At 35.1% G+C, this 13023-nt stretch carries 11 protein-coding genes, 1 pseudogene and 1 CRISPR repeat array; of the genes and pseudogenes, 3 read left to right on the forward strand and 9 right to left on the reverse strand.

The features are described 5' to 3' along the window. The first annotated feature begins 438 nt into the window (after positions 1 to 438). Positions 439 to 762: a hypothetical protein gene (locus IQ226_RS02380; protein ID WP_039205111.1), complete on the forward strand. Its 324-nt coding sequence runs from the start codon at positions 439 to 441 to the stop codon at positions 760 to 762. 3 nt (positions 763 to 765) lie between these two features. Beyond that, positions 766 to 1149: a DUF6516 family protein gene (locus tag IQ226_RS02385; protein WP_193891638.1), complete on the forward strand. Its 384-nt coding sequence runs from the start codon at positions 766 to 768 to the stop codon at positions 1147 to 1149. Between the two features lie 58 nt (positions 1150 to 1207). Beyond that, positions 1208 to 3818: a CRISPR direct-repeat array (repeat unit 37 nt; unit sequence GTTTCAATCCCTAATAGGGAGTAAGTGAAATTGCAAT). A 227-nt stretch (positions 3819 to 4045) separates the two neighbouring features. On the opposite strand, the gene cas2 is transcribed toward IQ226_RS02385, so the two are convergent. From cas2 to cas6, 5 genes are all read right to left on the reverse strand, one after another. Beyond that, positions 4046 to 4318 carry a CRISPR-associated endonuclease Cas2 gene (gene cas2 / locus IQ226_RS02390; RefSeq protein ID WP_193891641.1) on the reverse strand — a complete coding sequence of 91 codons (273 nt, stop codon included), beginning with the start codon at positions 4316 to 4318 and terminating at the stop codon, positions 4046 to 4048. Between the two features lie 574 nt (positions 4319 to 4892). Beyond that, a complete protein-coding gene (gene cas1d / locus IQ226_RS02395) occupies positions 4893 to 5897 on the reverse strand; it encodes a type I-D CRISPR-associated endonuclease Cas1d (protein ID WP_193891644.1) in 1005 nt (334 codons plus the stop codon). A 216-nt stretch (positions 5898 to 6113) separates the two neighbouring features. Then, positions 6114 to 6788, reverse strand: a complete 675-nt coding sequence (cas4, locus tag IQ226_RS02400; RefSeq protein ID WP_193891647.1) for a CRISPR-associated protein Cas4 — start codon at positions 6786 to 6788, stop codon at positions 6114 to 6116. A gap of 54 nt (positions 6789 to 6842) precedes the next feature. Beyond that, positions 6843 to 7133 carry a four helix bundle protein gene (locus IQ226_RS02405; protein ID WP_081981545.1) on the reverse strand — a complete coding sequence of 97 codons (291 nt, stop codon included), beginning with the start codon at positions 7131 to 7133 and terminating at the stop codon, positions 6843 to 6845. Positions 7134 to 7307: 174 nt separating this feature from the next. Then, a complete protein-coding gene (gene cas6 / locus IQ226_RS02410; RefSeq protein WP_193891650.1) occupies positions 7308 to 8126 on the reverse strand; it encodes a CRISPR-associated endoribonuclease Cas6 in 819 nt (272 codons plus the stop codon). 103 nt (positions 8127 to 8229) lie between these two features. On the opposite strand from cas6, the gene IQ226_RS02415 reads away from it, so the two are divergent. After that, the gene (locus IQ226_RS02415) at positions 8230 to 8649 is read left to right on the forward strand and encodes a hypothetical protein (protein ID WP_193891653.1); all 420 of its coding nucleotides are present in this window, start codon (positions 8230 to 8232) and stop codon (positions 8647 to 8649) included. On the opposite strand, the pseudogene IQ226_RS24850 reads toward IQ226_RS02415, so the two are convergent. From IQ226_RS24850 to IQ226_RS02430, 4 genes and pseudogenes are all read right to left on the reverse strand, one after another. Then, positions 8650 to 8814 (reverse strand): annotated as a pseudogene (locus IQ226_RS24850) (type I-D CRISPR-associated protein Cas5/Csc1); the annotation flags it as partial. It lies immediately after the preceding gene. Then, positions 8772 to 9377 carry a type I restriction enzyme HsdR N-terminal domain-containing protein gene (locus IQ226_RS02420; RefSeq protein ID WP_193891656.1) on the reverse strand — a complete coding sequence of 202 codons (606 nt, stop codon included), beginning with the start codon at positions 9375 to 9377 and terminating at the stop codon, positions 8772 to 8774. The gene IQ226_RS02420 and the pseudogene IQ226_RS24850, both read right to left, overlap by 43 nt. A 106-nt stretch (positions 9378 to 9483) precedes the next feature. Beyond that, on the reverse strand, positions 9484 to 12180 hold the full coding sequence (gene cas3 / locus IQ226_RS02425; protein ID WP_193891659.1) for a CRISPR-associated helicase Cas3': 2697 nt from the start codon (positions 12178 to 12180) through the stop codon (positions 9484 to 9486). After that, the gene (locus IQ226_RS02430) at positions 12173 to 12967 is read right to left on the reverse strand and encodes a hypothetical protein (RefSeq protein ID WP_228039204.1); all 795 of its coding nucleotides are present in this window, start codon (positions 12965 to 12967) and stop codon (positions 12173 to 12175) included. The genes cas3 and IQ226_RS02430 overlap by 8 nt, the downstream gene beginning before the upstream one ends. Positions 12968 to 13023: the final 56 nt, after the last annotated feature.

Consider the following 13023-nt stretch of genomic DNA (forward strand, 5'->3'; position numbering starts at 1 on the left):
GGGGTTAGGGGTGGGGTCTTATTTTCAAGTCAGATTAGCATTGTCAATCGTCGTTATGGCAAGGCAAGAGGCAAGAGTGAAGAGGCAAGAGTGAAGAGGATTTGAGCGATTTTACTTTTCTTTACACAGATTAGTTTGGTTGTGTTCACCTACTTAGAACTTAAACAAGCACTAATGGGGATTAAGTGAAATTGAAATTTCGTAGGGGTTTACGGCGTAAACCCTCCCTCATGGGTAGTTTCAATCCCCAACAGGGAGTAAATGAAATTGCAATTTTAGATATGGGCAATTACGCCCCATTTAGTTATGGTTTCAATCCCTAATAGGGAGTAAATGAAATTGCAATATCTACCTAAGTTTAACTTAGTATAGGACTTTCAAACTTCGATAAATGAGATATAATGAAGATCCAAATTGCCGACCAAGGAAAATTACATTATGAATACCCAATTAGTTGAATCTATCACTCAAATCATCCTCTCTTTATCCCCAGAAGAAAGGCAGCTTTTAGAAAGCAAAATTAATAATGTCAAATTATCTTCACCATTAGCAAATTCAACACAACAAGATATTTCAGATTTAGAACAAAAATTAAAGAATTTTGAGACAAAATATCAAATGTCTTCTAGTGACTTCTATCAAGAATTTCAAGCAGGTAAATTAGGAGATGAAATAGATTTTTTTGAATGGAGCGTATTTTATGAAATGTGGACTAATGCTCAAAATACTATTCAGATAAATACGAATTTAATAGCTAGTTAAACAATGGAAATACAAGATTATATTAATACAGTAAAAATTAAATTAGCTACTAGCCGCATTATTATTAAAATCGCTATTGTGGAAGAAAGAATTTTATTGAATCGTGGTTATTTCCGTGCTAGATTAACTTTAGTAAATAATGATTTCTTAGAAATAGCAGAGTCCTTTACTATTATTGAGGGACATTTTGTAACCCTTGGTTATCGTTATCAGTGGATGGATGAACAAAAGGAAAATTTAAGAAAACGTTGGGATAATGTGCAGCATTTTCCAAAATTACCTAATTTTCCCCATCATGTCCATATAATTGAAGAATCTAATGTAGAACCTAGCCAATCTCGTAGTATTCTGGAATTAATTGAACTCATTGAAAAAGAATTAATGTGAATTTATAAAGTGCTTAAGTCCTAAATAAGAATTATTCCAATAAGAATAACGCATTCATGTTTCAACCCCTAATAGGGAGTAAGTGAAATTGCAATGGATTCCTATTAATGTTCCTTTGGGATAGTGGAGGTTTCAATCCCTAATAGGGAGTAAGTGAAATTGCAATTACACTTTGAACACATTTTACATCCCCAATAGGTTGTTTCAATCCCTAATAGGGAGTAAGTGAAATTGCAATCAATAGAAACAGAATCAGGTATTGTAGATATCTTTGTTTCAATCCCTAATAGGGAGTAAGTGAAATTGCAATTAGCTCTGAAATCAGCAGTATTCCAAGATAAGGTTTCAATCCCTAATAGGGAGTAAGTGAAATTGCAATATGCTTAATGGAATTAGGGATAGATTGGGAAGAATTGTTTCAATCCCTAATAGGGAGTAAGTGAAATTGCAATTAAGTTCCTTCATTGTTCCTTTCCTTAACTTACTTTTTGTTTCAATCCCTAATAGGGAGTAAGTGAAATTGCAATCTGATGACGCGATCGCATCTGCATGGGAATTACGAAGTTTCAATCCCTAATAGGGAGTAAGTGAAATTGCAATTCTTAGCAGTGGGGTCAAAGTCCCCTATGTTCAGCTTTGGTTTCAATCCCTAATAGGGAGTAAGTGAAATTGCAATGATAATGTTTTTTCACTAGTGCATTTATATAGAAGTTTCAATCCCTAATAGGGAGTAAGTGAAATTGCAATCAGGATGTTTATCAAGATATTTTACAGCGTCTCGTGTTTCAATCCCTAATAGGGAGTAAGTGAAATTGCAATTACCCTTCTGTAAAATAGGAAAATTATGGCTACCAGAAGTTTCAATCCCTAATAGGGAGTAAGTGAAATTGCAATAATCCACACCACAACTAAACCTGATCCCATCATGCAACTTGTTTCAATCCCTAATAGGGAGTAAGTGAAATTGCAATTAGCTCCTGCTTAGTATTACTTCCCAATGAGCTAGTTTCAATCCCTAATAGGGAGTAAGTGAAATTGCAATAGGATAAAGATATCACACCTGAGTTATATCAGTATGTTTCAATCCCTAATAGGGAGTAAGTGAAATTGCAATCAACCATTTCTATCAAAAGTCTCTGTTAAAATCTGGTTTCAATCCCTAATAGGGAGTAAGTGAAATTGCAATCCGCACCATTGAGATCCCGGTATCGTCTGAGAATCCGGTGTTTCAATCCCTAATAGGGAGTAAGTGAAATTGCAATCTGTCCCCCTTCTCCCAACTCCTAAGAGTAGAATGTTTCAATCCCTAATAGGGAGTAAGTGAAATTGCAATTCTTTGTTTTTCTCGTTTTCAGTTGCTTGTAGAATTGTCGTGTTTCAATCCCTAATAGGGAGTAAGTGAAATTGCATATGTTTTTGTTAATGGTTCTATCGCTTCTTGTGGTGTTTCAATCCCTAATAGGGAGTAAGTGAAATTGCAATTTAATATTAAATGAAGATGTGGAAATAATGCGTCGTTTCAATCCCTAATAGGGAGTAAGTGAAATTGCAATTCAAAAAATATTGTCAGAGTCTAAGTCTCAGAGATTGCAGTTTCAATCCCTAATAGGGAGTAAGTGAAATTGCAATTTTCTTTCTCCCATCTGACTTAGGAATAGCGAAATAATCTTGATGTTTCAATCCCTAATAGGGAGTAAGTGAAATTGCAATTGGGTACGTTATCAGTTAGGTTCCAACGGCTGTCTTTGTTTGTTTCAATCCCTAATAGGGAGTAAGTGAAATTGCAATTTTACCTTAAATGTCAAGCAGGATGGAGAGAAAAAGTTTCAATCCCTAATAGGGAGTAAGTGAAATTGCAATTTGATGCCCAATCCTGGCAGGAGAGAAAATCAACTAGTCCCGTTTATAGTTTCAATCCCTAATAGGGAGTAAGTGAAATTGCAATCTTCAGGTGTTGGCTGCTTTTCTTTTTTATACTTGTTTCAATCCCTAATAGGGAGTAAGTGAAATTGCAATTAATTTCTCGCGGCTGAACCCTATCTTTCCCAGGATGTTTCAATCCCTAATAGGGAGTAAGTGAAATTGCAATGATACATACCAAAAGCTGGTGAAACTAGCAAAATCCCGTTTCAATCCCTAATAGGGAGTAAGTGAAATTGCAATTAAGAATAATATAAACTAGCATTCTGGCTATATCTAGTTTCAATCCCTAATAGGGAGTAAGTGAAATTGCAATAAGCAGGATGGAGAGAAAAAGACAAAGCTGAAGAGTTTCAATCCCTAATAGGGAGTAAGTGAAATTGCAATTTGCTAATTTTTCTAATGGGATCAATCAGTGTATTGTTTCAATCCCTAATAGGGAGTAAGTGAAATTGCAATATGATATAGTCATCACCATTAACATCTTGAATTTTGTTTCAATCCCTAATAGGGAGTAAGTGAAATTGCAATGCTATGAACATGACTAGGGATAAAGCAGAACGATGTTTCAATCCCTAATAGGGAGTAAGTGAAATTGCAATCTCGTCCACGCTTTGCTTATTTTTGATGGTACCAAGTTTCAATCCCTAATAGGGAGTAAGTGAAATTGCAATGCATTGTAAAAGTTGGCTTTGGTGAGCCAGCGCAAAATGTTTCAATCCCTAATAGGGAGTAAGTGAAATTGCAATAGCGGGGTGCTGAAAGCCTATATATATGTAGTTTTCAAGGTTCAGTTGCGCGGATGTTCTTATGATAATCCATTTCAAGAAAAGTGTCAAGGAGTAAAATAGCTGAAACTCCTGCTGTGCAAGGTGCGCGGATGGGTGAACTCCATGAACTGCATGAAAAGCTTGTGTAGACATGATTTCAGGCATTTTTTGAGCAATTGAATTTTTTACACCCACCCCCTCGCGCATTAAGCGAAGAAAATTGTCTCATCACGGGGTTGTTCACCACCGATTCTTTCCACCTTACCAAAACAGCAAGCACAAAGGAAGTAAAAGCGAATGCTGTCGGTCTCAGGTTTTATGAGTTTATGAAGACGCGATCTTAACTTAGCATATTGAGTATCAGTTAACTGACATTCAAAAATACTATACTGCACCCATTGACCATAGGATTTGAGAATACTATGGATTTTAGTCCGGCGTTTATCCTCAGAAATATCGTAAGAAACAACAACATTCATAAACTGGTAATGGGTAATGGGTAATGGGTAATTGGTAATTGGTAATAGGTAATTGGTAAAAACTCTTTTCTGTAACCTGTAACCTGTAACCTGTCACCTGTAACCTGTAACCTGTAACCTGTAACCTGTCACCTGTAACCTGTAACCTGTCACCTGTAACCTGTCACCTGTAACCTGTAACCTGTCACCTGTAACCTGTAACCTGTCACCTGTAACCTGTCACCTGTAACCTGTCACCTGTAACCTGTCACCTGTAACCTGTAACCTGTAACCTGTCACCTGTAACCTGTCACCTGTAACCTGTAACCTGTCACCTGTAACCTGTCACCTGTAACCTGTCACCTGTAACCTGTCACCTGTCACCTGTAACCTGTCACCTGTAACCTGTCACCTGTAACCTGTAACCTGTAACCTGTCACCTGTAACCTGTCACCTGTAACCTGTAACCTGTCACCTGTAACCTGTCACCTGTAACCTGTAACCTGTAACCTGTAACCTGTAACCTGTAACCTGTAACCTGTAACCTGTCACCTGTAACCTGTCACCTGTCACCTGTAACCTGTCACCTAAATAGCTACTTCAAGACCAAAGGGGGATATTTATCAATTGTTCCCATTAAATACTTAGCCAGTAATCTCGCTTGCAATTCAAAAGCCTCTCGATAACTACATTTACGCCCCATTACTGGATGTTTAAACTCCGATATTTTTTTCTTTTCGTACAAAGTTAAAAAAGTTTTCCGTCCTTCTGGAGTCAGAGAAACAGCACCACTTAACGGTTCAGTTACGAAATCGGCTGGAGTTAATAATTGCTTGTTCAAACTAGATAAAACCACCGCATCTACTACTAAAGGGCGAAACTCTTCCATTAAATCTAAAGCTAAAGAAGGACGATTATAGCGATCAAAATGTAGGTATCCTAAATATGGATCAAAACCGACAATATTCACAGCACTTTGCAGATCATGACGCAATAAAGAATAACCAAAACTTAACAATGAATTTACTGGATCTGTAGGTGGACGACGGACACGCTTAGTAAAAGAAAATTGAGAATTACGAATCAGACTATCAAAACAACCAAAATAAGCAGCACTACCAGAACCTTCTAAACCCCGCAAAGAATTGATACTTTCAGTTGAATTAATTGCAGCAATTACCTGTTCAATGCGAGGAATACTTTTAGATAGATCAATATCATTAAATTCACGCTGATAACGCATCAAAGTTTGACGATAATTTTTTAATTTTCCCCTAACAAACCCTTGCACCAGATGAATAGATTGGGGGGTTTCTCCTGCTGCTTGCCATTGTGCCTTGCGAATGAAAATATTACCAGACATTTCCGGTTGTAATTGTCCTAAATAATGTCCCATTTCATCAATAAACGATAAAGGAATATGACGATTAATCAACTCATAAACAACAGCAGGAGAAAGTGTAGAACGACCTAAAACAACCACACCATCTAACTTAATAAATGGTACATCCATGATAATTTTCTTATCAAATTTGACATTAATTCTTTCATCAACTTTACCAATAAAAGAATCTGCCTGTGAAATGTAAAGAGTACCCATGATTAAATCCTCAAAATAGGTGACAGTTTTTAGGTGACAGGGAACAGGTGACAGGTGACAGTTTTTAGGTGACAGGTAACAGGTGACAGGTGACAGGTAACAGGTGACAGTTTTTAGGTGACAGGTAACAGGTGACAGGTGACAGGTGACAGGTAACAGGTGACAGTAAATAATTAATTTACCAATTACCAATTACCAATTACCAATTACCAATAATTAATTTGCTTCTTGATAACGCCCCACCTTATCAGCAAGTTGTGGCAAACATCGAGAATAAAGACTACAACCATCACAGCGTTTTGTTTTTACAGCTTTTGGCATAGCACCTGTAAACAGTAACGTTTGGATAGCTTCAATAGTCGCAATGGTACTACTTCGTAATTCTGGCGTAATTTCTACTAATTTCCGTTGATGAGTTTGAGCATAATAGATATAGCCAGTATTGATATTTTTTCCTGTCATTTCCTCCAAACACAAAGCTTGAGCGCAAACTTGCAATTCATCATTATCCCATTCTCCTCTGCGTCCACGTTTATATTCAATAGGGTAAAATTCACCATTTTCAAATTCAATCAAATCAGATTTACCAATAAGTTTATATTGCTCTGATTTCAAATAAATAGCGCGTATCTGCCAAATTTCCTCACGATTTTGTTCTCCAACTGTGTGGACTCGTTCATGTAAACTTGTACCTTCAATTGTGTATTGATTATCAATAAATTCCCCTGCACAATGAATCAACCAACAACGATGAGGACAATAGGAATATTGATTTAATGAGGCAATATTAACGTAATCATCATCAGAGGTGACAGGTGATTGGTAATAGGTGACAGGTGACAGGTTACAGGTGACAGTAGGAAGAGAGTTAGTTTGATTTTGTTTAGTCATAGTTAATTAAAAAAGTTGATAAGCTGTTACGCAGCTAAATTTGATAACCATAATTTACTTGAACTTTATAGTGCGGGCATCTTGCCCGCTAGAATTATACAAACTAAATGTTTCCATTAATGAACCCTTAGCTATGAATAAAAAATGTGCAAAATCGTTTTTAGTTGTTCCTCTTGCATGACCTTCGGCAATATTGGCTGGAACAGATGCAGCAGCGCGAGTAATTTGTGAAGTAAGACGATAAATTTCTGTATTTGGAAATGCAGATGCTAATTGATAGATATTCACTACCATATCCATTGATTTTTGCCACACAATTAAATCTCGATGTGATTCAATCTTCATAAATAACTCCTCTTCCCTTATTTACTTTTGCCTCTAACCTATTAACTCTCCCTCTTACCTTCTTTCCTCTTTCCTGTCACCTGTCACCTGTTCCCTGTCACCTGTCACCTTATTACTGTCACCTGTAACCTGTTCCCTGTTCCCTGTCACCTGTCACCTGTCACCTGTTCCCTGTCACCTTCTCCTCACCATTCCCATTCCCATTGTTGTTTTTCTGCCAATACCAGCATATAAAGCAAAGTCAGCTAAGGCGTTAATTTGTTTAATTGTCGTTGTTTCTACATTGCCAAGAATGCGATAACTAATTTCACCTAAACAGCCAATAAATTTGTTGTCATAGTTGCTAATAACTTCAGTTTTGATATTAAAAGCACTAGCATAAATTGATTCAAAAGAAATATTGGTTAATTCAATATCGCTATATTTATGCCACCGATTTACCAGACTATTGAATACAGATTCCCTTGTTGGTAAAACATTATCAAATGCACCTTGACGAAAAGCTACAGGTGTAGAAAAAATGAAATTAAGATTGCGTTCTGTTTCGCTTGCTTGTTGATAAAGTTGATTATAACTACAAGCATTAGCCCAAGGTTGTTTAAATTGGGGTGTACCTTGAATGCTAGTAATATATAGATTAGCTGAACCTAAATGCCAAGGTTGTTTGGGGTTTATATTTAACCATAAAGGTGTAAGTTGATTAAATAAATTGTCATTTAATAAAGAAATACGCCACCAACAAGAAGTACCAGCAGGAATAGGATTTTGATGGGCATATTGCAAAGTATAAGATTGGGTTTTATGTTTGTTTTGTACCTGCAATGGTGAAAGAGTAAAGGCTTTATCGGCGTTTGATTCGTGTAAGTAGTCTCCTAATTTTCTATCAACAGAACTCACTAGGTTAAGAAATAAGGCGTGGTAATGTCTACCTGTGAGAAAATTGGGGTAAATTGGAGATTGGGGGATGATGTTGAGGATGAGACTATGGGGCATAATTTTTGCAGTGTGGCACAATTTGTAAATAGATAATGAAAACTAGAAAGATTCAGACTATAGAACGTATAAAGTAATTAACATTGAATAAAGAGTAAGACAAATGACAGTTGATAATTCTCGTGAAGCAACGGCACTCACTAAAAAGTTAGAAGCCAGTTTACCAATTAAAGTCAAGGCAGCAAAAGAGTTATTAAAAATGCTGAAGACAAGAGGAGACATAATAAATGCAGATAAAGAATTTGAAGTTGATTGGGTAGCTTATTCTGGGGATGAAGGCGGGATTATGTGCCGATTAGTCAGCAAAAACGATAATCCCGAAGATGAAGACAAAGCACAATATGTAGTGTCTATTACCCATCTAAAAATAGATCCAGATCATCCCCATGCAGAAGAAATAGAAACATATCAAAGGGTGAGAAATCGCAAGTTAATGTTACAAAATCGTGGTAGCCTTTTGACTGAATTAATGCCTTCACGCCCTCCTAAAACAAAGAAGAGCAGTAAAGGTTTTGGTAAGTAATTAATTCCGAAAGCGGTATTGCATTTGTTTGGGGAGTTTTATATTTTTGACATCATCAAAATAGTAATATTCCCCTTGTATTTGCACGTTTTGAATGAGGCTAACTGGTGGCATATTTACCACTAAATGAGAGATTGAACTAGAATCCGCATCAATGGGTCTAAGTCATCAGGAACGCGATAACTGTCAAGTCCTTGAATGAGATGTTTATTAGGGCGATCAAGTTGAGCAAATTCCCATATTTTGCCAGTAGTAACTGAACCGATAAGGTGAGTTTGTTGTGGATTTTCTTGCCATTTATCTAGGGCAATTAGTTCTGCAAAAAGTTGTGTCATTCCATAATCTAAATCCTCTTTTTTTGCTTCAATTACTAGGAGATTATTGCGATTTTTAATTAGATAATCAAAGTAACCTTGTAGTTGTTCACTGACTTTAATTTGATATTCAATTCTCACCTCAGATTTAGTGTAGTGAACTAAGTCTAAAATTATGGGAGAAATTAATACTTCTCTGCGACTTGTTTCATTTGCTAAATCAAAGTATGGGAGAATTTCATCAAGTCTTTCTTGCAGTTCTGTTAATCGGTCTAGATTTTCTTGATATTGGGGTAAACTCAAACGTTTTCGAGTGAAAGTATAGCCAAATTCTTCAGCAAAATCTTGAGGAGAAATGTGCATCTCAAAATATTTGCTAAAAGTATAAGACTGATTAGGATCAAGAATGGTCATGATCTAATTTTCCTCAGTTTCAATTTCGGTAATTTCATCAGGTTCATCCTGCTTAATTTTTTTGATTTCTGTAATACTTGGGTTTTTGTTCTGTATTGTATGATTCTCACAAATTTTCTATTGATTTTATGTAGCTTATAACTGCTGAAGTTTTTTTCTCTTTTTCATCAACTTTATACTGTAACCTTTCTTCAAATCCTTGTGTTCTCCATCTTTGAAAAATGCCTGGTAATTCTACAAAGCCTAATTCTTCATCATAATGATATGGAAGTTTTCCATCACACATAGATGCTTCATTATTTTCAGGGCTGATTTTGACAAAAATATCTTTTTTATATGCACAACCCCAACGTAAATCTCTTGTTGTATATCTAGTTTCTTCTTGATTATAATACCGTTCATAGACGTAAGTATTAGCATATTGATTAATTGAACTACCTTCCTCATCTTTTTTGATAATTAATCTATCAATTGGTACAGTAATATGCGGAATTTTAGATAATTTATTCATCCAATCTTCTCCATGTTTACCGTCGTCATAAACTAAAGTTACAGATGGTGTCCAACTACGAGTTACTACTAAACCCTTTTCATGAGTTGGTTGACAAGTTAAATCCGCATTATAAACATATTCGTGCAGCATTGAAAAAAGCTCAACTACGCGATAATCATCAATATGATGAGGACGTGATATACAATCGCCTATTTTCTGAGGATCAAATGTTGATAATGATGATAAAGTTTCTTGATATTTCTTCCAGCCTGACTCATCTAAACTTTCTGCATAGAATGGAATTTGCTCACCTTCTATTTTGCCTACAACAATTACTTTAGCATCTGGTATATTACCTTTACGGTTACAACGTCCTGCACGTTGAATTAAATTTTCTGGTAAACAAATTTGTGAAATTAATACTTCACTATTTAAATCACAACCGACTTCTATCGCACTGGTTGTAATTAAAATATAAGGCTGGTTATTATCATCACGGTTTTTGAGATTTTGATAAACTTTTTCACGTTGTTCACTACTTAACCGCCCATGATATAGTAGTAATTGATTTGTGTCTAAAGATGATTTTAATTTCTTGTATATTGCTACTGCCTCTTTGACAGTTTCTACAACTGTAATAATTCTCCGTTCAGTTTTTCTTTGCAATTCTGTTTTGATAATTTCAACAATCCGATTTTGAAAAACCTCTGTTTGTTGAGAATTGATCACAATATTGTTGATCCATTCAAAATCTCTATGCTGATTTCTGTTTTGATGTTTTTCTAATTCTAATCGTTTTTCCGGATTTTCCACATAGTCAATAACATCCAAATAATTGAATCTCTGAACATATTCTTTTGGCATTGTTGCAGTCATTAATATGATAGAACGACCAGCTTCGTAAAGTGAAGTGACCAAACCATGAAAATTAGTAAAAGAAATTTCATCATAACTATGTGCTTCATCAAAACAGATAATTGTCTTATCTTTGTGAATCCTTAACGGGAATATAAATGATTTCTGCTTATCTCCAAAAGCAAAATAACGATACATGAATTTATCTAGGGTCGTTAAAATCACATCTCCTTTATAAAGATGTCTTCTAGGGTTAATGGTTCTTTCTTCTTCTTTTCCATTAACATACACCCAACGTCTCATTTGAGAACCTGTATCTATAACTAAAGAAATTTGACGTTGAGGATAAATTAGGGAAAATCTTTTTAGATATTGTTCTAAACGTTGTTTTTGGTCTTCAATTAAACTACGAGTAGGTAATGGTAAAATCAAACGATGTTGTTTTACTAAAGCAGGAAATAAAACAGTTTCAAACTTTCCTGAACCTGTGGGAGCTTTAATTAAATAATCCGCTGCTTCTGAAGTAATTATTTTTTGATATACTTCTCTCTGTAGAGGATTTGGTGAAAAATTAGCTAATTGTTGATACCAAAAATCACAATCTTTATTATCATAATCACCATCTAATACAAAAGGTTTGAGTTTGATTGTGATGCTTTGATCAATTTTTGGTTTTTCTGGTTGTTCATTCCACCATTTTTTAGCTAGTTTATCTAACGTTCTTCCGATTAACTGATAAGCTTGCTTATCACCTTGGCACTTTCTCAATTCATTTTTATCATCCTCTGATAAATTATAAGCCCAGTATGTAAAATCTAGTTCAATTTCATCTGTCTTAAAAATCCAAGGGTCTATTCTATATAAATATTTTTCTTGTTTGTCCTCCTCAATTGTATATTCCATAAAAGTACGATATTCAGCTTGTTTTGTGTCATCAATAACTCTACAAGCTAATTCTGCTTCAATTTGATCACACATTTCTAAAATGTATAATTCTTGAGCATAAGCTAAGGGATTTTTTAACAGAATTTCTGCAAACTCTGGATATTTTTTTAATTGGTAAGCATCTCGACTAATATCACCTACTGAATAATCATGATGTCCTCTGGCTAAACTTTGTATCCAAGGGTTTTTATGTTCTGCTAAATATCTATGTCCCCTAAAGGAGTAAATATATTTTTTGAAAACCTTTTTTTTATTTTCTTCAACTCCTAAGTTAAATTTTTGCGGTTTTCCTGAATCATGAATTTTTGCTGCTTCTATAACTCTATCTAATGATGATTCACAAGGAAAATCGTCTTCATGCCAAAATTTGACTAATCTAACTACATTCCCAACGTGATTACCAAGAGGTTGAAAATAAATCTTATTAGGTACTGCTGGTTCAGGATTTTCTGTTTCTGGAAAAAAGACTCTACCAAATATATAAGGACGTTGACGTTTTGTTTTAGACATTGACTTCACCTTTTAACAAATTTACCAAAGATACAGGAATATAAATTTCTTTGTTAGTGTAGTAATCAAGAGTTGGGACTAAATTTCCTGCTTGGGGATAGTAACCAGTAACGAAAGGAATAAAACCTTCTACTTGGGTTGGTTGATTATCTAAAAATCCTTCTCTAATAGAAGAATTGTTAGACTTTATTTCCCAGTTATAGCGATAAAGATTGTAAATATCGCAACTTCCTACGAATTGATTACTTTGTAGAATTGCCTCCATTGGTACAATGGTTGAAGGAAAAGCAGCTAGTGTATCTAGTATTAAGTGAATTGGTTCAGATACTTCTTGTAATACTGCAAAACCTTCTTTTCCTAACTTGCATCCATAACTTTCTAATTGCTTAAATTGTGCTAAACCTTCTAAGGATTCACTGACAACATAACCTATAAGTTCCTCAGTTATGAAATATTCCCAGGTATGCAATTGAAAATTTGCTTTATCTTTTTCCACATATAACTTAGAAAAGCTATAGTGGTTAAATTCTCGCATCCCTTTACGATAGGTTTTATGTACTGTACTGAATGAATTTGCAGAAGGATAAGCACCTAAAGCAATATAAAGAGGTGGTAAGGCGTAAACAGGAGGATTATCTTTATTAATGGCAGTTTCAGGAATGTCTAAACCCACACTTAACATTCCTAACCTTCGCAAAAATCCTGATAATGTTGTGGGTGGAACAAAAGGATAAGTGGCAATGTTCAAGATAGAACCTGGCAGAATGCGAAATGTCATTGCTGCCATAGGTATAATTTTCAATTTGAGGCAATACATGATTATGCCTAATGGTGTTTGTAAAT

It is taken from the genome of Dolichospermum sp. LEGE 00240, assembly GCF_015207875.1.
Classification (GTDB): domain Bacteria; phylum Cyanobacteriota; class Cyanobacteriia; order Cyanobacteriales; family Nostocaceae; genus Dolichospermum; species Dolichospermum gracile.